General features: G+C 66.9%; 14 protein-coding genes. 7 read left to right on the top strand and 7 right to left on the bottom strand.

The features are described from left to right. Positions 1–35 precede the first annotated feature (35 nt). Genes ACJH5R_RS10630 through ACJH5R_RS10615 form a run of 4 tightly spaced genes read left to right on the top strand, consistent with a single transcriptional unit; the run spans position 36 to position 6,631 of the window. Positions 36–1,577, top strand: a complete 1,542-nt coding sequence (locus ACJH5R_RS10630) for an alpha/beta hydrolase (RefSeq protein ID WP_406781913.1) — start codon at positions 36–38, stop codon at positions 1,575–1,577. A 20-nt stretch (positions 1,578–1,597) separates the two neighbouring features. After that, positions 1,598–2,938 carry a type I glutamate--ammonia ligase gene (glnA, locus tag ACJH5R_RS10625; RefSeq protein ID WP_406758319.1) on the top strand — a complete coding sequence of 447 codons (1,341 nt, stop codon included), beginning with the start codon at positions 1,598–1,600 and terminating at the stop codon, positions 2,936–2,938. A 15-nt stretch (positions 2,939–2,953) separates the two neighbouring features. After that, positions 2,954–5,971, top strand: coding sequence for a bifunctional [glutamine synthetase] adenylyltransferase/[glutamine synthetase]-adenylyl-L-tyrosine phosphorylase (locus ACJH5R_RS10620; RefSeq protein ID WP_406781912.1), 3,018 nt, complete (start codon positions 2,954–2,956; stop codon positions 5,969–5,971). A 12-nt stretch (positions 5,972–5,983) separates the two neighbouring features. Beyond that, positions 5,984–6,631 (top strand): PaaI family thioesterase, encoded by a 648-nt coding sequence (locus tag ACJH5R_RS10615; protein ID WP_406781911.1) that lies wholly within the window; start codon positions 5,984–5,986, stop codon positions 6,629–6,631. A 16-nt stretch (positions 6,632–6,647) separates the two neighbouring features. Here ACJH5R_RS10615 and ACJH5R_RS10610 read toward each other — a convergent pair whose 3' ends face one another. Next, the gene (locus ACJH5R_RS10610) at positions 6,648–8,045 is read right to left on the bottom strand and encodes a PE-PPE domain-containing protein (RefSeq protein WP_406781910.1); all 1,398 of its coding nucleotides are present in this window, start codon (positions 8,043–8,045) and stop codon (positions 6,648–6,650) included. 600 nt (positions 8,046–8,645) lie between these two features. On the opposite strand from ACJH5R_RS10610, the gene ACJH5R_RS10605 reads away from it, so the two are divergent. After that, positions 8,646–10,934 (top strand): hypothetical protein, encoded by a 2,289-nt coding sequence (locus ACJH5R_RS10605; protein ID WP_406781909.1) that lies wholly within the window; start codon positions 8,646–8,648, stop codon positions 10,932–10,934. 37 nt (positions 10,935–10,971) lie between these two features. Here ACJH5R_RS10605 and glnA (ACJH5R_RS10600) read toward each other — a convergent pair whose 3' ends face one another. Continuing rightward, positions 10,972–12,408 (bottom strand): type I glutamate--ammonia ligase, encoded by a 1,437-nt coding sequence (gene glnA, locus ACJH5R_RS10600; protein ID WP_406758325.1) that lies wholly within the window; start codon positions 12,406–12,408, stop codon positions 10,972–10,974. A gap of 123 nt (positions 12,409–12,531) precedes the next feature. On the opposite strand from glnA (ACJH5R_RS10600), the gene ACJH5R_RS10595 reads away from it, so the two are divergent. Beyond that, entirely contained in the window at positions 12,532–13,002 is a 471-nt protein-coding gene (locus ACJH5R_RS10595; RefSeq protein WP_406781908.1) for an RDD family protein, read from the top strand. A gap of 89 nt (positions 13,003–13,091) precedes the next feature. Here the strand turns inward: ACJH5R_RS10595 and ACJH5R_RS10590 are convergent, their stop codons facing one another. The 5 genes from ACJH5R_RS10590 to sucB are packed head-to-tail and all read right to left on the bottom strand — an operon-like array spanning position 13,092 to position 18,267. After that, entirely contained in the window at positions 13,092–13,844 is a 753-nt protein-coding gene (locus ACJH5R_RS10590; protein WP_406758327.1) for a DUF4191 domain-containing protein, read from the bottom strand. Between the two features lie 47 nt (positions 13,845–13,891). Beyond that, the gene (locus ACJH5R_RS10585; RefSeq protein WP_406781907.1) at positions 13,892–14,848 is read right to left on the bottom strand and encodes a lipoyl synthase; all 957 of its coding nucleotides are present in this window, start codon (positions 14,846–14,848) and stop codon (positions 13,892–13,894) included. Beyond that, complete coding sequence (lipB, locus tag ACJH5R_RS10580) at positions 14,845–15,540, bottom strand: lipoyl(octanoyl) transferase LipB (protein ID WP_406781906.1); 696 nt, start codon at positions 15,538–15,540, stop codon at positions 14,845–14,847. Before lipB ends, ACJH5R_RS10585 begins: the two co-directional genes overlap by 4 nt. A 26-nt stretch (positions 15,541–15,566) precedes the next feature. Beyond that, positions 15,567–16,475 (bottom strand): TIGR01777 family oxidoreductase, encoded by a 909-nt coding sequence (locus ACJH5R_RS10575; RefSeq protein ID WP_406781905.1) that lies wholly within the window; start codon positions 16,473–16,475, stop codon positions 15,567–15,569. Positions 16,476–16,518: 43 nt separating this feature from the next. After that, entirely contained in the window at positions 16,519–18,267 is a 1,749-nt protein-coding gene (sucB, locus tag ACJH5R_RS10570; RefSeq protein ID WP_406781904.1) for a 2-oxoglutarate dehydrogenase, E2 component, dihydrolipoamide succinyltransferase, read from the bottom strand. 232 nt (positions 18,268–18,499) lie between these two features. Between sucB and ACJH5R_RS10565 the strand changes: the two genes are divergently transcribed. After that, the gene (locus tag ACJH5R_RS10565; RefSeq protein ID WP_406781903.1) at positions 18,500–19,417 is read left to right on the top strand and encodes a hypothetical protein; all 918 of its coding nucleotides are present in this window, start codon (positions 18,500–18,502) and stop codon (positions 19,415–19,417) included. Positions 19,418–19,428: the final 11 nt, after the last annotated feature.

Below are 19,428 nucleotides of genomic sequence, written 5' to 3'. Positions count from 1 at the left end.
GGCTTGCATGGGCGTGCATGGCAGCATGTGGTGTCATGAGCTCGCCGACGCGCCGCAATAGGATGACGCGCACCGCCCTGACCTGCCTCGCGATAGCGATGGTGGCATTCACCGTCGGCAGTTGCACCCGGATGACCCCGGGCCACGCGGTGCTGGCCGTGCCGCGGGTCGGTCAACCGGTCCAATGGGACAAGTGCCGGTTCACCGCCGACACCAACATCAAGGTGCCCGCCGACGCCCAGTGCGGGTTTATCGGGGTTCCGGTGGACTACTCCAAGCCGCAGGGCGCCGTTGCCCGGCTGGCCATGATCCGATTCCCGGCCACCAAAGACAAGATCGGTTCGTTGGTGATCAACCCGGGCGGGCCGGGAGAGTCCGGAATCGAAACCGCGGTTGGCCTGGTCAGCTCACTGCCGCGTCAGGTCCGTGAGCAATTCGACCTGGTCGGATTCGACCCGCGCGGGGTGGCGTCGTCACGGCCGGCGGTCTGGTGCAATTCCGACAAGGAGAACGACCGGCTGCGGGCCCTGAACCAGGTCGACTACAGCCCCGAGGGCGTGGCGCGCATCGAGAGCGAGACCAAGGAATACGTCGCGCGCTGCCTGGAGAAGACCGGCAAGGAATTCCTGGCCAACGTCGGCACCGTCAACGTCGCCCGCGACCTGGACGCCATCCGCGCCGGATTGGGCGACGACAAGCTGACCTACCTCGGCTACTCCTACGGCACCCGGATCGGCGCGGCCTACGCCGAGGCCTACCCGCAGAACGTGCGCGCGATGATCCTGGACGGCGCGGTGGACCCCAATGCCGACCCGATCGAAGAGGACCTGCGCCAGGCGGAGGCCTTCCAGGGTGCGTTCGACGACTTCGCGGCCGACTGTGCCAAAGAGGACGACTGCCCGCTGGGCACCGACCCGGCCAAAGCCGTCGACGTCTACCACAGCCTGGTCGATCCGCTGGTGGACAAGCCCGCCAAGACCAAGGACCCGCGCGGCCTGAGCTACAGCGACGCGATCGTCGGCACCATCATGGCGCTGTATTCGCCGACCTTCTGGACCCACCTCAACGACGGCCTGTCCGATCTGGCCGGCGGCCGCGGCGACATCATGCTGAGCCTGGCCGACCTGTACATGCGGCGGGACGCCAACGGCCACTACACCAACGCCACCGATGCTCGGGTCGCGGTCAACTGCGTCGACCAGCCGCCGATCACCGACCGCGCCAAGGTGATCGAGGAAGACCGGCGTTCGCGCGAGGTGGCGCCGTTCATGAGCTACGGAAAGTTCACCGGCGACGCCCCGCTGGGCACCTGCGCCTTCTGGCCGGTGCCCCCGACGACCGAGCCGCATGCCCTCTCGGTGCCCGACCTGACGCCGACGATGGTGGTCTCCACGACCCGCGACCCGGCCACCCCGTATCAGGCCGGTGTGGACTTGGCCAAGCAGCTGGGCGGGGGCCTGCTGACGTTCAACGGAACCCAGCACACGGTGGTATTCCAGGGCAACGAATGCGTGGACCGATTCGCCACGCGATACCTGGTCGACGGCACGTTGCCGCCAACCGATGCGAAGTGCTGAGCGCTGATACGCTTCGCGGTATGGACCGTCAGAAGGAGTTTGTGCTCCGCACGCTGGAGGAACGCGACATCCGTTTCGTCCGGCTCTGGTTCACCGATGTACTCGGTTATCTGAAATCAGTCGCGATCGCACCGGCGGAGCTTGAGGGCGCGTTCGACGAGGGCGTGGGCTTCGACGGCTCGGCGATCGAGGGCTTCGCCCGGGTCTTCGAATCCGACATGGTTGCCCACCCCGATCCGTCGACCTTCCAGCTGCTGCCGTGGGTGTCCGACGCCGGCCGGCAGTACTCGGCACGGATGTTCTGCGACATCACCATGCCGGACGGATCGCCGGCTTGGGCGTCGTCGCGGCACGTGCTGCGCCGGCAGCTGGCCAAGGCCGGGGAACTGGGTTTCGCCTGCTACGTGCACCCCGAGATCGAGTTCTTCCTGCTCGAGCCCGGCCCCTACGACGGGAGCACCCCGGTTCCGGCCGATGACGCCGGCTACTTCGACCAGTCGATCCACGGTTCGGCCGCCAACTTCCGCCGGCACGCTATCGACGCGCTGGAGTCGATGGGCATCTCGGTGGAGTACAGCCACCACGAGAACGCTCCGGGGCAGCAGGAGATCGACCTGCGCTACGCCGACGCGCTGTCGATGGCCGACAACGTGATGACTTTCCGCTACCTGATCAAAGAGATCGCGCTCAAGGAAGGTGTCCGGGCGTCGTTCATGCCCAAGCCCTTCCGTGAGCACGCCGGTTCGGCCATGCACACCCACATGAGCCTGTTCGAGGGCGAAGTCAACGCCTTCCACAGCCCGGACGACCCGCTGCAGCTGTCCGCCACCGCCAAGTCGTTCATCGCCGGCATTCTTGAGCACGCCAACGAGATCAGCGCCGTCACCAACCAGTGGGTGAACTCCTACAAGCGCCTGATCCACGGTGGGGAAGCACCCACCGCGGCGTCCTGGGGGGCCTCCAACCGCTCGGCGCTGGTGCGGGTGCCGATGTACAGCCCGCACAAGACGTCGTCGCGGCGCATCGAGGTCCGTAGCCCGGACTCGGCATGCAACCCCTATCTGGCTTTCGCGGTGCTGTTGGCCGCCGGGCTGCGTGGGGTGGAGCAGGGTTACGAGCTTGGCCCGGAGGCCGAGGACAACGTGTGGGCGCTGACTCCCGAGGAGCGCCGGGCGATGGGTTACAAGGAACTTCCCGGCACCCTGGAGCGCGCACTTTCCGAGATGGAGAACTCCGAGCTGGTCGCGGAAGCGTTGGGGGAGCAGGTCTTCGATTTCTTCCTGCGTAACAAGCGCCAGGAGTGGGCGAACTACCGCAGCCACGTGACCCCCTACGAGCTGCAGAACTACCTGTCGTTGTAGGGCCTCCGACGCCTCATGGCCTATCCCGGAGCTCAGCGCCGCAAGCTGCCCAGCGTCGGGCGCCTCGGTCTGGTCGACCGGTACGCCGCAGCGGACCTGACCGCGCTGGGCTGGTACAGCGCCTACACCCAACCGCACGTCGACGTGCTCTGGGCGCTGTCGCGCGCTCCCGACGCCGACGTCGCGCTGCGCACCCTGGTCCGGCTGTCCGAAGCCCCGGGCATCGACTGGGCCGAACTGAGCGCGGCGCTGATGGCCGACCGGGGACTGCGCGGGCGGCTGTTCGGGATCCTGGGATCCTCGCTGACGCTGGGGGATCACCTGATCACCCATCCGGAATCCTGGAAGCTGTTGGCCAGTCCGGTCGACTCTGAGGACTACACGATCACGCCGCCACCGCCGGCGCAGCTGCGCAAGATGTTCACCGACTGCGTTGCCGCCACCACGGACGGCGCCTACATCGACCGGCTGCGGTCGCTGTATCGCGACAGGATGTTGGTGTTGGCGTCGATAGACCTGGCGCCCACCGTCGAGAACCTGCCGGCCCTGCCCTTCGTGGCGGTCGGCGAGCATCTGGCCGACCTGGCCGACGCCGCGCTGGCGGCCGCGTTGCGGGTGGCCGAACTGCACGTCTGTGGCGCCGACGCGGGAGCCGCTGTGCCCCGACTGGCCGTGATTGCCATGGGCAAATGCGGTGCGCGGGAACTGAATTACGTCAGCGACGTCGACGTCATCTTCGTCGCCGAGGAAGCCGACACGGTGAGCACCCGGGTCGCCGGTGAGCTGATGCGAGTGGCCGGCGAGGCGTTCTTCGAGGTGGACGCCGGGTTGCGGCCCGAGGGCCGGCACGGCGCGCTGGTGCGAACCCTGGAATCACACATCGCCTACTACCAGCGGTGGGCCAAGACTTGGGAGTTTCAGGCACTGCTCAAGGCGCGGGCGGCGGTCGGCGACCCCGAATTGGGCCGGGCCTACGTCGACGCGCTGCTGCCGATGGTCTGGACCGCGTGCGAGCGTGAGGATTTCGTCACCGACGTGCAGGCGATGCGCCGCCGGGTGGAGCAGCTGGTGCCTGCCGAGGTCCGGTCCCGCGAGCTCAAGCTGGGATCTGGAGGATTGCGCGACGTGGAGTTCGCCGTGCAGTTGCTGCAGCTGGTGCATGGCCGCAGTGATGAGTCGTTGCATGTGGCATCCACGGTCGATGCGCTGGCGGCCCTGGGCGCCGGGGGCTATATCGGCCGCGAGGACTCGGCCGATCTGACCGCCTCCTATGAGTTCCTGCGACTGCTGGAACACCGGTTGCAGCTGCAGCGGCTCAAGCGCACCCATATGCTCCCGCCGCCCGATGACGACGAGGCACTGCGCTGGCTGGCGCGCTCCGCCCATGTCCGTCCAGACGGCCGGCATGACGCCCTGGGTGTACTTCGCGAAGAGCTCAAAGCCCAGAACAGGCGGGTGTCGCGGCTGCACGCCAAGCTCTTCTATCAGCCGCTGCTGGAGGCGGTCAGTCCGGAGGGCCTGGAGCTGGTCGGGGGGCTGACGCGCGGTGCCGCGGAACGTCAGCTGGCGGCACTCGGCTACGAGGCTCCGCACAACGCGCTGACGCACCTGGGCGCGCTGACCAACCAGAGCGGTCGCCGGGGCCGGGTGCAGGCGGTACTGCTGCCCACCCTGCTGTATTGGCTGTCGGACACACCCAACCCCGACGCGGGGCTGCTGGCCTACCGGCGCCTGAGCGAGGCGATGGCTCAGCAGCGCTGGTATCTGAGCACGCTGCGCGACAGCAGCGCCGTGGCCAAGCGGCTGATGCGGGTGCTGGGCACCTCGGCTTACATCCCGGAACTGTTGATCCGCTCACCCGACGTGATCCAGGCCTATGGCGATGGTCCGACCGGGCCCAAGCTGCTCGACACCGATTCGGACGCGGTGTCGCGAGCGCTGATCGCGTCGGCGGGCCGGTACCCCGACCCGGTGCGCGCGATCGCCTCGGCCCGCAGCTTGCGTCGCCATGAGCTGGCCCGCATTGCCTCGGCGGACCTGCTGGGCATGCTCGATGTGATCGATGTCTGCCGGGCACTGACCGCCGTGTGGGTGGCGGTGTTGCAGGCCGCCCTAGACGCGATCGTCCGGGTCAATCTGCCCGGTGACGACCTGCAGGAAGCACCGGCGCGGATCGCGGTGATCGGCATGGGCCGACTCGGTGGGCGCGAACTCGGCTACGGCTCGGATGCCGACGTCATGTTCGTATGCGAGGCCAATGAGAACGCGAGCGGGGTGAGCGACGCCGACGCGGTGCGCTGGGCCACCTCGATCGCCGAGCAGGTCCGGGCGCTGCTGGGTACCGCCAGCGTCGATCCGCCCCTGCAGGTCGACATCAACCTTCGTCCCGAGGGCCGCACTGGCCCGCCGGTCCGCACGCTGGCCTCCTACGCGGCCTACTACGACCAGTGGGCGCAGCCGTGGGAGATCCAGGCGCTGCTGCGGGCGCACTGCGTCGCCGGCGATGCGGACCTGGGCGACCGTTTCCTGCGGATGGTCGACGCCACCCGCTATCCGCCCGGCGGGGTGTCGGCCGATGCGGTGCGTGAGATTCGCCGGATCAAGGCGCGGGTCGACGCCGAGCGACTGCCGCGCGGGGCCGACCCCAATACGCACACCAAACTGGGCCGGGGCGGTCTGGCCGACGTCGAGTGGACCGTTCAGCTGCTGCAGCTGCGCCACGCCCACCGTGTACCGGCGCTGCACAACACCTCTACGCTGGAAACCCTGGACGCCATCGCCGCTGCCGGGCTGCTCGACGAAGACGAGGTGGACCGGTTACGGCAGGCCTGGCTGATCGCCACCCGTGCTCGCAACGCGCTGGTGCTGGTTCGTGGCAAGCCCACCGACCAACTGCCCGGGCCGGGCCGCGCGCTCAATGCGGTCGCGGTGGCCGCCGGCTGGCCCGGCGGCGACGGCGGTGAGTTCCTGGACAACTACCTCCGGGTGACGCGGCGGGCGAAGGTCGTCGCGCGCAAGGTATTCGGAGACTGAAGGAGGACCTCTGTGGTGGATTTCCGGGCTCGCTCGAACGTGCCCACGATCAGCGTCGACGAGAGTGGGCAGCTGGTGGAGCGCTACGGACCGTTGGCTCAGGCGGTCCGTGACCTGATTGACGCCACCATCCGCACCGAGGCCGACGACGCCACGGCCCGCGAGGTGACCGCCCAGGTGCAGGAGCTGACCGAGCGGCTTCGTGCCGGAACCCTCAGCGACTCACCGGGACTGCGCTACGTCGTCGACGGCCGGCCGCTGGCGTGGGGCAACGCCGTGGTGGGCCTGCGTAACCCGATCGCCCCGCCGCTGGTGATGCAACACGGGGAGAACGGGCACTGCTGGAGCGACTTCTACCTGGGCGCGGCCTACGAGGGCCCGCCGTCGCTGGTCCACGGCGGGGTCAGTGCCCTGGTGCTCGACCATGTGCTCGGTGAGGCGGCCAGCGATGGTCTGACCCAGCCGCGCTACACCGGCACCATCACGGTGAAATACCTGCGCGGAACACCCTTGGGGCCGTTGCACGCCGAAGCGTCGATCTACCGCAAGGACGGCGTCAAAACCTACGCCCGCGGCCACATCTCGGACGCCAACGGGGTCACCGTGGAGGCCGAGGGGGTCTTCATCACGCCGTCCTGGGCCCGCGACGGGATCGAGTGACGACAGCGGCGTGCCTTTAGAACAAGCCAAAGGCAGACGCCACGCTCAACAGACCGATTCCGAGACCGGTGGTGGCCAGGCCGACGTCCGCGGCCAGCGGCATCATGATTGCATCGAGCAGGTCGCCGGAGGCGATCTCCTGCGCGAACAGACTGACGTTGTAGGCCGGCAGGCTGGTCATCAGGGCATTGACCAGGTCGGCGATCGGCAGCAGGGCCGAATAGCCGTTGGACAGGGCCGCGGAGAAGCCGTTGACCGCATCGGTGAAGCCGCCGAGGGCATCCGCGCTGTTCGCCAGGGCCTCGGGCAGGCTGGGTAGCGATCCCAGATCGCTGATGAAGTCCTGCCAGCCCTGCTGGACACCGTTACCGAGCGCCGTGAGGACGTCGCCCAGATCGAGGTTCGGGAACACCCCGAACGGCGTCGACAGGTCGGCCGGGCCGGAGTCCCAGCCGTGTTCGATATCGCCGTAGCCCAGGTTGACCAGTACTCGCAGCGCCGGCTGCAGCAGATCGGCCAGCGGGTCACCCAGGATCGGAAGGAACCGCAGCGGTTCCAGCAACGGCAGATTCTCGGTGGGGATCATGAAGTAGTCGGTGTTGCCGCCGTAACCGTCCGACACCGGCATCAGAACGGCCTGGGCGATCTGCTCGTCGGAGAGGTCAGCGATGCTGCTGTGTACGAAGGCGATCCCCAAGACGGCGTTGAGAACCGACAAGAAGTTGAGCGGGTAGCGCGGGAAGTCCGAGAAGCCGTCGTATTCGATGTTGTACATGGCGGTGTCCCACGGGGTTTCCGACGGAGTGGCTCCGCTGAACGTCACCCCCATGCTCGGAACGGTCAGCGGCGGCAGGCTGGGATCTCCGAAGCGGGAGAGCAGACCTCCGTTGGGGTTGCTGGGGTCGACCAACAGGACGAACGACAGCTGATCGGACGTCGGGATCTGATCAGCCGGCAGCGCCAGCAGGTTGCGCATCTCCAGTCCGGCGAGAGTCGAGCTCTGCGAGGCGCCGACCACGACGAGGTTGTGGCCCAGGGCGAGCCGCTCCTTGATGGTGGCATCCAGGATCTGCACGCCCTGCGCCAAGGACTGATCGAGTACCAGAGACTTGGTGCCGGTGATCGGATAGAGGCCCTCCGGGGTGAAGAGGGGATGAATCGAGTCGACCGGGAAGATCGGCTGGCCGGGGAAGATCGGCGAGCTCGGCATGATGTAGCGCGAGCCGACGGCGTCGATGACCGCTTGGCTGGGGATCGGCATGCCACTGCCACCCATGCCCCAGGCCTCGGTGTCGAGCAGGACCACCTGAGCGGAGACCGATTTCAGTTCCTGGGTCGCAACGCTTGCGGGTAGGGCGGCACTGGCGATCAGCAGCGGCGCAACGGCCAGCGGGAGCAGTCTGCGGTCAGCCATGGGCGGTTCCTTTCGTGGAAAACTAGCCCTTTAGATGGAAAATTACTGATCTGGCGATAAGTTACAACGGATCGTTTCTAAGTTCAATCACATGTTTTGGGGTTTGGTAACGGTCGTTACCGGCCCGCCGTATTCGGCGTCTGGGGCTGCCCTGGCAAATGTCCGCGACGTAATCATCACGCCCAGTGTGAAGTCACATCCCATATTCCGATGTAGTCTGCCCGAAGCATCAAAACCCTTGTTTGCGAACGAGATTCGGAAATGTTCGACATCCGCCTGCGGGTGTCCGCGGCTATGTCGGTGCACGCTAGCGTCCTTTCTTCGGCTCCCGGCAAACACACAGAATTGCGCGGGCAATTCGCCGGCTAGGCGACTTCGTCGTTGGGGTGGGTCGAGTCAATGCGCTCGCGGATGGATCAGCGATGGGCGCCTCCACCGCTGCCCGGCGGCCGGGCCGTGCGGTGAGAGATGCGCGTGGCCTACCGCAGACATCATCCGTTCGGCTGATGTCTGAGTCTGAGGCTGAATGGTCTACTCCCGTAGTGACCCCCGCTGGGGCGCAGAAGAAGCCGTGTTTCGCCTGCTGAAAAGAGGTTCTGCATGTCTATTTCGCCGCCCAGCATCATCGGGCCGCTAACACCGGTCAGCTTCGGAATCCGCGTCTCAGGAGTGCTTGTCGGGGGCGTAGTCCGCGCATTGCGCAACGGTCAGGAGATCGGCGGCCATGCGGTTGTAGCACCTGACATGAGCTTCGAATTCGTTCCCGGAACCACTCTCAACGCTGGCGATCAGATCACTGCAGTCCAGGAATTTGACGGCCAGATCAGCGCCTCCACGCCGCTGCCGACAGTGGTGCAGCAGATAGATCCGCCTTTCTCGGGGCACCGCTTCACTTCGCATCTGTTCACCTGTGGCCGTTGCCTGATGATCAGCGGTGTCATCGCGGGCGCTGAGCTGCGCCTGCAGGCCAGCGGTCAACCGCTGGGATCTGCGCGCTGTGTAGACGGAGCCGTGATCATCGATCTCGCGCGGGGAATCAACAAGGGGGAGCAGGTACAGGCCCAGCAATTCGTCAACGGTGCGCCCGGCTCGATTGTGACTAGCAGCCCGGCCGACCCGCCTCCCGTGATCGGCCCAAATCGGCAGCCTCCGTTGTATTTCCCGCCGGTTTTGGAGTGTCAGACGCCAATCGAAGTGAAAAACTTGGTCGACGGCGAGACGCTGCTTGTCTACCCAGATGTCGACGCCGATCCGAAAAGTTACATCGAACTGCACACACCTCTGCCCGACTGGCGCCTGTCGCTGCCTGGTCTTCGCGCTCACCAAAAGATCAAGGTCATCGAGCAGCTCTGCGAGCGAGGTCAGGATCCCGACGGTATCGCTGTCGAAGTCGGCGAGCTGGAGTTCCGTTCGCTCCCACAGATTGCGGGCCCACTGTGTCCGGGAACGCGCCGTATCACGGTGACCAACCTCGTGCCCAACGCGGCGGTGACAGTAAAGCAAGGCGACATTGTCGTCGGATACGCCCAAACTAGCTCGGACACACTGGACATGTGGGTGGACCCGCTCGTTGTCGGCGAGGTCTATGCAGTCGAAGCGCTGTGCACGAAATCCTGTACCGGACAACCCCAAGTCGTCGTTGCCAATCCCATACCACCACATGCCTGCACAATCCGTGGCCCGTTGTTCGACTGTGCCAGCCAGGCCTGGTACACCGACGCCACAACCGGCGCTTGGCTAGCTTGTTTCTCCGACAGGCGAGGCCAGCTCAGCGACTGGCAACGGGCCGACGGGCCCGACGGCGTTCTCGATCTACACACTTCGCTACGCGAAGATGAGTACGCCTCGATCCAGCAATCAGTCTGCGGTGCGAACCCCGAACCATCAACGAACTCAGAACGAGTCCGAGAGATCGGCCACCTACCCGCTCCCGACATCCTCGGACCCGTCTACATCGACCAGCCGGCTGTCAAAGTCCGCGGAATCCCCGGAGCTCTTGTTGAACTCCGAACCCGCCAGGTCTATGTCGGTTCGGCGACTGCCGACTGGGAAGGCATCGCCACCTTCACCGCCAAGGTCACCCCCACCGCAAACCTGTACGCGCCCTCCACCTATCTCAGCGCGCGTCAAACGCTCTGCGATCAAGTCTCGGGGTTCGGCGACGCTGAAGAAATCAAATCTCGTCAGCCTAAAGCGCCGATCATCATCGCCCCGGCAATCGGGGAAACCGGCGTGGACCCCCGACCGACATTCAAATGGAGCGATCCCGCAGCGGGGACGAAAGACGCAGCCACAAGCTATTTCGTGTTCGTCACCGATGCCAGCAACCCGCAGCTTGACACAAACAAGGGCAGCTTTGTCAGAACCGTCGTCGCCGGCACTCAATTGAAGATGCCGACGAACCTGCCCTACTCGAGCGCCATCTATTGGATGGTCCAAGGAGTACTCGGTGAGCCAGGGTTTGAGGTTTCGGGGCCGCCAGCGAAAGCCCACTTCACGACCATGGCCCAATTCGCCGGGCCCGAACCCGGACAGCCAGCGAAACCGCCCTCTGGCGCCACCGGATCAGCGCGAGTTTTGATCTACAACTGCCACACCGACCATCGAACCATCACGATTTACGTCCGAGACGCCACCGCCAACGGCGACTTCAAACAGATCGCGGCACTGAATCATCAGTACGACGAATGGGGCCAATGTCCCGTCCTCGGCGAATCGACACCCACTACCGTCACCCTCACGGACGGCCATACCCACGAAATCGTCGCGGTCGACGTAGGCGGACCCAACTGCACCGACGGCAAACCCACCACGCTGGGCTGTCGCAGATTCAGCCTCGTCGTCGTTGGTGACAAGAACGGCGGCGACTATCCCGTCGTCGTCTCATGACAATGCGGACCGTTTAGCCGGGTCGTTGCGTGCCGGCTCAGCAGTCGTAGTACAGCGCGAACTCGTACGGGTGCGGCCGCACACTGATCGGGGTGATCTCGTGGTCGCGCTTGTAGCGGATCCAGTTCTCGATGAGGTCCGGGGTGAATACGCCGCCCTCGGTGAGGTATTCGTGGTCGGACTCGAGGTTGTCCATCACCTCGGCCAGCGTGGTGGGGGCCTGCGGGATGTCGGCGGCCTCGTCCGGCGGCAGCTCGTAGAGGTCCTTGTCGACGGGCGCGGCCGGCTCGATCTTGTTCTTGATGCCGTCGATACCGGCCATCAACATGGCCGCGAACGCCAGATAGGGGTTGCTGGAGGAGTCCGGGCAGCGGAACTCCAGCCGCTTGGCCTTGGGGTTGGTGCCGGTGATCGGGATACGCACGCAGGCCGAGCGGTTGCGCTGGCTGTAGACCAGGTTGATCGGCGCCTCGTAGTGCGGCACCAGGCGCTTGAAAGAGTTGATGGTGGGGTTGGTGAACGCCAACAGCGACGGCGCGTGGTGCAGGATGCCGCCGATGCAATGGCGTGCGGTGTCCGAGAGTCCGGCGTAGCCGGCCTCGTCGTAGAACAGCGGCTGGCCGCCCTTCCACAGCGACAGGTGGACGTGCATACCGGAGCCGTTGTCGCCGAACAGTGGCTTGGGCATGAACGTGACCGTCTTGCCGTTGGCCCAGGCGGTGTTCTTGATGATGTATTTGAACAACATGACGTCGTCGGCGGCGTGCAGCAGGGTGTTGAACTTGTAGTTGATCTCGGCCTGCCCACCGGAGCCGCATTCGTGGTGGCCGCGCTCCAGGGTGAAGCCGGCGTTGGCCAGGTTGGTGGTCATGGTGTCGCGCAGGTCGACGTACTGGTCGTTGGGGGCGACGGGGAAGTAGCCGCCCTTGGGGCGGGTCTTGTATCCGCGGTTGGCCCGCCCGTCGGCCTCGGTCGGCGAGCCGGTGTTCCACCAGCCCGAGTCCGAGTCGACCTCGTAGAAGGTGCCGTTCATCTGCGAGTCGAAGCGCACCGAGTCGAAGATGTAGAACTCGGCTTCGGCGCCGAAGTAGGCGGTGTCGGCAATGCCGGTGCTGGTGAGGTAGTTCTCGGCTTTGCGGGCGACGTTGCGCGGGTCGCGCGAGTAGGGCTCGCGGGTGAACGGGTCGTGGACGAAGAAGTTGAGGTTCAACGTCTTGGCGGCCCGGAACGGATCGATCTGCGCGGTGGAGAAGTCGGGGAGCAGCATCATGTCCGACTCGTGGATGGACTGGAAGCCGCGGATCGAGGATCCGTCGAAGGCCAGTCCGTCTTCGAACACGCTCGCATCCAACGTGGACGCGGGGATCGACAGATGTTGCATCTGACCGGGCAAGTCACAGAACTGGATGTCGACGTATTCCACGTTCTCATCGGCGACGAGCTTGAGAATGTCGTCGGCCGTCTTGTCGGTCACAGAAGTGTTCTCCTCCGCTGGTAGCCCCGGTCGGACGCTGAGGTTGCCGGTGCTGACGTTACGCAACGGCGGCTGGACCCGTCGACGCCGGGTCGGGTTCGCCGCCCGCCTATCGTAGGGGCCATGAGCCGCACGTTCTCTTCGTGGCTGTCCGGGCCGGAGTCGGCCGGACCCAGCCGCCCCGACAACGCCCCGGGACAGGGCCTGGGTTTGCCTTCCGGCGGCCCCGGGTCCCTGGCTCCGATGGGGCGCCGCATGGTGGCCCTGGCCCTCGACTGGATGGTGGGCTACGGGCTGGCCGGTCTGGGCGTGGCAGCGGGCGTGGTGACGCCGGAATACCTGGCAACGGTGGTGCTGGGGATCTGGCTGGTCCTCGGGGTCGCCGCGGTGCGGCTGTTCGGTTTCACGCCGGGTCAGTACGCCTGCGGCCTGCGGGTGGTCCCGGTGGACGGCCCCGGACTGGGCGTGGGCATGGGTCGCGCCGCGGTCCGCGGATTGTTGATCGCACTGGTGGTGCCGGCCTTGTTCGTCGACGCCGACGGCCGTGGCCTGCAGGACCGGGCCACCGCGACCGCCGTGGTGCGCAGCCGCTAAACCGTTAGCCGCCCCGCGTTGACTCTGCGTGTACGGCGCAAAAGTGCGAGTAGCCTCCGCCGTCAGCGCAGAGTCAACGGGCTGTTCGACTAGCGCCGGCGCACCGCGCGCTGAACGCCCCGCACCTTCGCGCCGCCGGGTAGCGGGCCCTTGGGCATGGCCGCGGTTCCGGTTCGCGAACCTAACGCGGCCAGCCGCGACTCCAACGATTCCATCTGCTTCGTCGTGATGTTGGCCGGCAGCTTGGTCAGGTAGCGCTCCAACTTGGCCAGCGGAACCTCACCGTCGCCGGCGCCCACCACCACGTCATAGATCGGCACGTCACCGACGAGCCGGGCGGTGCGCTTCTTCTCCTGGGCGAGCAGGGGCTTGAGCCGGGCGGGCGAACCCTCGGCGACGAAGATGATGCCCGGCCGCCCGATGACCCGGTGCACAGCGTCGAGCTGGCCGGTGGCGGACACCCCCGGGGTCACCCGCCACTTGCCACGCAGGTTGTCCAGTGCCCACGCCGCAGCCCCGGCCTGCCCCTCGGCCTTGCGATAGACCGACCGCTGAGCCCGTCGGCCGAAGATGATGAATGCCACCAGGGCGCCGAGCACCAGGCCGAGCGGAATCGTCGTCACCTTGGCGAACGTGCCGCCGTTGAGTGCCAGCGCGGTCGTCACCCCCGCGACCAGCAGGAAGGCGCCCACCATGTACGGCACCAGCCGCTTGTCCTCTTTGCGCTGCAGCTGGAAGGCCTGCCACAGCTGGGTGCGGCGCTGCTGGCTGGCGGCTTTGCGGGCGGCTTTCGCCTCCGCCCGAGCAGCCTTGTTCTCGGTGGTGGTGCGCGGTCTGGCCATAGCTACCAAGGATACCCAGCGGGGCTTACCGCCAGCCGGGGCGTCAGTCAGCCGTGCGCGGTGGCGGGGGCCTGGTCACGGCGCGCCCGGTTTTCCAGCGCCTGCTGGTAGAGCCGCCCAGCGCGATACGACGAGCGCACCAGCGGCCCCGACATCACGCCGGCGAAGCCCAGTTCCTCGGCGTAGCGGGCGTGCTCGACGAACTCTTCGGGCTTGACCCATCGGTCGATGGGGTGGTGCCGCTCGGTGGGGCGCAGGTATTGGGTGATGGTGACCAGTTCGGCGCCGGCGTCGTACAAGTCCGACAGCGCCGCTTTGATCTCATCGGCCGTCTCGCCCATGCCCAAGATGAGGTTGCTCTTGGCCACCAACCCGGCATCACGGGCCTGGGTCAGCACGTCAAGACTGCGCTCGTAGCTGAATCCGGGCCGGATCAATTTGAAGATGCGCGGCACGGTTTCGACGTTGTGCGCCAGCACTTCCGGGCGAGATTCGAACACTTCGCCCAAGAGGTCGGGCCGTCCGCCGAAGTCGGGGATCAGCAGTTCGACACCCGTGGACGGATTGAGGGCCTTGATGGCACGCACCGTCTCGGCGTAGAGCCAGGAACCCTGATCGGGCAGATCGTCGCGGGCGACACCGGTGACCGTCGAATACCGCAGGCCCATCGATTGCACGCTTTCGGCGACCCGGCGCGGTTCGTCGCGGTCCAACTCGGGCGGCTTACCCGACTTGATCAGGCAGAACGAGCAGTTGCGGGTGCAGACCTCGCCGCCGATCAGGAAGGTGGCCTCCCGGTCTTCCCAACACTCGTAGATGTTGGGGCAGCCCGCCTCCTCGCACACCGTGTGAAGCTTCTCCTGCTTCACCAAGACCTTCAGCTCGGTGTAGTTGGGTCCCATCCGGGCGCGGGTCTTGATCCATGACGGCTTGCGTTCGATCGGCGTCTCGGCGTTGCGTGCTTCGGCTCGGCTTAACCTACGACCTCCCGGGACGGCGCTCACCGAGTCGATGTTACGCGCGGACCGGAATGCTCGCGCACCGGCAGCACACCGTCGAGCGCATCGACGACGGCACTGGCCACCGCCCGCCGCACATCTTCGACGCCGGTCACAAAGCCCAACTCCGCGGACAGTGACGTCACTCCTGCGTCGGTGATCCCGCACGGCACAATCGAGCTGAACGCATTGAGATCACAATCACAATTGAGTGCGAATCCGTGCAACGTGGTGGCGCGGGCCACCCGGACGCCGATCGCCGCGATCTTGCGGGCGGGCCGGCCGCCGCCGGGCGGCAGCCATACCCCGGACCTGCCATCCACCCGAACCGTGTTGAGACCCAACGTGTTACACACCTCGATGAGCGATTCCTCAAGGCGTCGAACGTAGTTCACCACGTCCAAAGGTTCGGCGAGGCCGATCACCGGATAGCCCACGAGCTGACCCGGACCGTGCCAGGTGATCTTGCCGCCGCGGTCGGTGTCGACCACCGGGGTGCCGTCCATCGGGCGTTCCTGCGGCTCGGTGCGGCGCCCGGCGGTGTAGACCGGCGGGTGCTCCAGCAGCAGCATGGTGTCCGGGCCGCCGGCCGGCCTGGCCTCGGCCAGCTCGCGTTGCAGTTGCCAGGCTGTGTCGTAGTCGACGGTGCCCAGCTGGCGCACCTCGATCGGCTTGGCGCTGGAGCGGATGGACACCATGTTCGCAGGCTACTCGGCGCGGGTGTCTACAACGGGGTCGGTCGGGAGGTGGCGTAGGCCAGGGCCTCGCCGACGGTGTGGTGGGCAAACCGGAAACCGGCCTCCTCCAACGCGCCGGGGATGGCCCGCTGGCCGGTCAGGAGGCTTTCGGCAAATTCGCCGAGCCCGGCACGCACCGCGAAAGCGGGCAGCAGCATAGGGGTCGGGCGATTGACCGCGCGCCCCAGTGCGGCGGTGAACTCGGCGTTGGTCACCGGCGCCGGTCCGGTCAGATTCACCGGGCCCGACAGCGTGTCGTGCGAGATCGCGAACAGCAGTGCGCGCACCTCATCCTCCATGCTGATCCACGACATGTACTGCCGGCCGTTGCCGATCCGGGCGCCCAGTCCCAGGGAGAACAGCGGCCGCAATCGGCCCAAGACGCCGCCAGATCGCGACAGCACGATGCCGGTGCGGGCCAGCACCACTCGGGCGCCCGAGTCGCGGGCGGCCGCGGTTGCCGCTTCCCAGTCCTTGGCGAGATGAGCCAGGAAATCCGTTCCTGCCGAAGCTGACTCATCGACCGTGCGGTTGCCGGTGTCACCGTAGAAGCCGACCCCGCTGGCATTGATCAGCACCGGAACGCCGGCCTCGGCCACTGCGGCCGACAGCACCTCGGTCGGGGCGATACGGCTGTCGCGCAGACTCTGTTTGAACGCCCCCGACCAGCGGCGGTCGCCGACGCCCACGCCGCACAGATTGACCACGGCGTCGACCCCGGCCAGTGCGCCGACGTCGATGGCACCGGCCTCGGGATCCCACTGCAGCTCGCCGGCGTGGGCCGGTGTTCGCCGCACGAGCCGCAGCACCTGGTGATCGTCGGCGCGCAACGCCGAGATCAGCGCCGAGCCGATCAGTCCGGATGATCCGGCGATCGCGACGATGGGGTTGTTCACAGCTGAATCCTCTTGCAGCTCTTTGGAAAAGCCCCCGGCGCCGTTAGAGACCCAGGTCCGCCTCGAACGCAGCCTCTTCCAGCCGGTTCTTGATCGTGGTCACGAACCGGCCGGCGTCGGCACCGTCGATCAAACGGTGGTCGTAGGTCAGCGGCAGGTAGGACACCGAACGCACGCCGACCGACTCGTTGCCGGCCTCGTCGACGATGACCCGCGGCCGTTTGACGATGGCTCCGGTGCCGAGCATGGCAGCCTGCGGCGGAACCAGGATGGGCGTGTCGAACAGTGCGCCCTGGCTGCCGATGTTGGTGATCGTGAAGGTGCCCCCGGACAGTTCGTCCGGCTTGAGGTTGCCCGAGCGGGCCCGGGCGGCGATATCGGCGATGGCCCGCGCCAGGCCGGCCAGCGAAAGATCACCGGCGTTGTGGACGACCGGGGACAGCAAGCCCTGCTCGGTGTCCACCGCGAAGCCGAGGTGCTCGGCGTCGTAGTAGGTGATCTCTCCGGCGTCCTCGTTGTAACTGGCGTTGACGTTGGGGTGCGCCTTGAGGGCGTCGATCACCGCGCGGGCGATGAACGGAAGGTAGGTCAGGTTGACGCCCTCGCGTTCGGCGAAGTCCGCCTTTGCCCGGGCCCGCAGCGCCACGATCTTGGTCATGTCGACCTCGTGGGTCTGGGTCAGCTGCGCCGTGGCCTGCAGGGATTCGCGGGTCTTCTTGGCGGTGATCTGACGGATCCGGCTGGCCTTGGCCGTCGTGCCACGCAGGTGCGCCAGCGCCGAGGCGGGTGCCGCGGCAGCAGGGCGCGGGGCGGCCGCAGCCGCGGGCGCCTGCTGCGGCTGCGCCTGCTTCTCGGCGAAGGCCAGGACGTCCTGCTTGCGGATTCGCCCGCCGACCCCGGTGCCGGTGACACGGCTCAAGTCGACGTTCTTGTCGGCGGCGAGCTTGCGCACCAACGGGGTCACATACCGTGCGGCGTCGCCGGCCGGGGCCTCGGCAGCAGCGGGCTGCGCCGGAGCGGGTGCTGGCGCCGGCGTGGGTTCGGGCTTGGCCTGCGGAGCGGGTGCCGGTGCCGGGGGAGCAGGCTCGGGCGCAGGTGCCGGAGCCGCAGGTGCCGGAGCGGGCGCTGCGGGAGCGGGCGCGGGGGCCGGCGCCGCGGCGGGGGCCGCCGGGGCACCCGAACCGATTCGGGCCAGTTCACCGCCGACCTCGACGGTGGTGTCCTCACCGGCGGTGATCGACAGCAGGGTGCCGGCCACCGGGGAGGGAATCTCGGTGTCGACCTTGTCGGTGGAGACCTCCACCAGCGGCTCGTCGACCTCGACGGTGTCGCCGACCTGCTTGAGCCAGCGCGTCACGGTGCCCTCGGTGACCGACTCACCCAACTCGGGCATCAGCACCGGGGTGCCGTCTCCGGCCGGTGCCTCCGCGGCGGGCGCCGGAGCAGCGGGCGCCGGAGCAGCCGGGGCCGGCGCCTCGGCAGCGGGAGCCGGCTCCGACGGAGCGGGCTCGGCCGCCGGCGCCGCGGGGGCTGCAGGAGCCGAGGCGCTTTCCCCAGCCTCGCCGATCAAGGCCAGTTCACCGCCGACCTCGACGGTGGTGTCCTCGCCGGCGATGATCTTGGTCAGCACACCGGCCACCGGTGACGGGATCTCGGTGTCGACCTTGTCGGTGGAGACCTCCAGGAGCGGCTCGTCGACCTCGACGGTGTCGCCTTCCTGCTTGAGCCAGCGGGTCACCGTTCCTTCGGTGACGCTCTCACCGAGGGCGGGCATCTGGACTGAGAAGGCCATCGTTGTTGACTCCTCGCTCGATCGGTCGCTGCACGTCGTTTCCTGGATACCACGTCAGTGGTGGGGCGAGGGCGGTGCCCAGGTGGACTGTCGAAAACCATCCTGTCATTGCGGTGTCACCGCCACACATCGAGGTGGCGGTCGAACGTCTCTCGACGCCGTCCGGTATGGCGCACCGCGCAGTCCGCTAAAGCGCTACTGCGGCCGCTGAAGCGTCACTAATATCTCGCGGGTGCCCGCTGAGCAGATCGCCGCAGCCTGTGAGCTGTGGACCGGCTTCGACATATCGATCGTGGCCCGCAACTATGCCCAACTAGCCGGTTTGCTGGCCGGTTTCGCGTTCGTCGTCATCAATCTGGTGCTCGATCGTGCGTATCGGCGGCGTAGCGACGGCCATGCTCCGGACCCGCGCGAAGTCGAGCACGAGACCCTTACCGGGGTCGCGCTGATGAACGCCTTTCTGGGGCTGTTCCTGACCGCGGTGCAATACAGTCTGCTGGCCGGCGAGCAGGGGTGCGCTCTCGGCAGTGGTCGTGCCGCATCCGCAGAACTGTTGGGCGGCATATCATTTGTGGCCTCGCTCTATATTCTGCTGTACGCCATCGTGCAGTTCGTGTCGGGAAGCGCGGGCACGTTGATCAGACATTGCGTGTTCATCGTGGCGGTCCTGGTCCCACCGATTGCGGTGTTTTTCGTGGAGGCGACCCTGACAGACCTGGCGCTCTCCCTCGGCGACCAGCAGACGCATCGGCCGGTGCAGCCGCTGTGGGACGACGCCAACCGGCTGTCCGTGCCCATCACGGTCGCCATCGCGGTCGTCTGTGCGATCGGCTGGTTCCTCGGACGGGCGCGACGACGTAGCGAATCGCCGATCGGGCCCATGGCCGGCCGCATTCGGACCGCGTTTCCGTACTTGAGCACCGTCGTGATCATCGCCGCGATCGTTCGCTCCATGGCGGCGCTGCCGAAAACCGATGTGGCATCCCATCTGAGCGCGGCAGAATCCTGGCTCTGGGTCGCCGTGTTCGCGGTGTTGATGCTGGTGCAAAGTGTGGCGCTGTCTTTTCAGCAGGGCGTGGAAAGGTCGCCCCGCCCGGTGCGGCAGGCCGGGAGCCAGAGCGACGTGGAAGACGCGGAAGTCCCAGTCTGACTTTCGGCAGC

The organism is Mycobacterium sp. SMC-19 (assembly GCF_045310815.1).
In the GTDB taxonomy this organism is placed as follows: domain Bacteria; phylum Actinomycetota; class Actinomycetes; order Mycobacteriales; family Mycobacteriaceae; genus Mycobacterium.
Note: the sequence above shows the minus strand (reverse complement) of the source record. Positions and strands in the feature narration are given on the sequence as shown.

Coding starts and splice junctions, on each gene's coding strand:
- ACJH5R_RS10630 (WP_406781913.1), top strand. CDS start 36: ATGAGCTCGCCGACGCGCCGCAATAGGATGACGCGCACCGCCCTGACC.
- ACJH5R_RS10610 (WP_406781910.1), bottom strand. CDS start 8,045: ATGGCTGACCGCAGACTGCTCCCGCTGGCCGTTGCGCCGCTGCTGATC.
- glnA (WP_406758319.1), top strand. CDS start 1,598: ATGGACCGTCAGAAGGAGTTTGTGCTCCGCACGCTGGAGGAACGCGAC.
- ACJH5R_RS10605 (WP_406781909.1), top strand. CDS start 8,646: ATGTCTATTTCGCCGCCCAGCATCATCGGGCCGCTAACACCGGTCAGC.
- ACJH5R_RS10595 (WP_406781908.1), top strand. CDS start 12,532: ATGAGCCGCACGTTCTCTTCGTGGCTGTCCGGGCCGGAGTCGGCCGGA.
- lipB (WP_406781906.1), bottom strand. CDS start 15,540: ATGGTGTCCATCCGCTCCAGCGCCAAGCCGATCGAGGTGCGCCAGCTG.
- ACJH5R_RS10590 (WP_406758327.1), bottom strand. CDS start 13,844: ATGGCCAGACCGCGCACCACCACCGAGAACAAGGCTGCTCGGGCGGAG.
- sucB (WP_406781904.1), bottom strand. CDS start 18,267: ATGGCCTTCTCAGTCCAGATGCCCGCCCTCGGTGAGAGCGTCACCGAA.
- ACJH5R_RS10620 (WP_406781912.1), top strand. CDS start 2,954: ATGGCCTATCCCGGAGCTCAGCGCCGCAAGCTGCCCAGCGTCGGGCGC.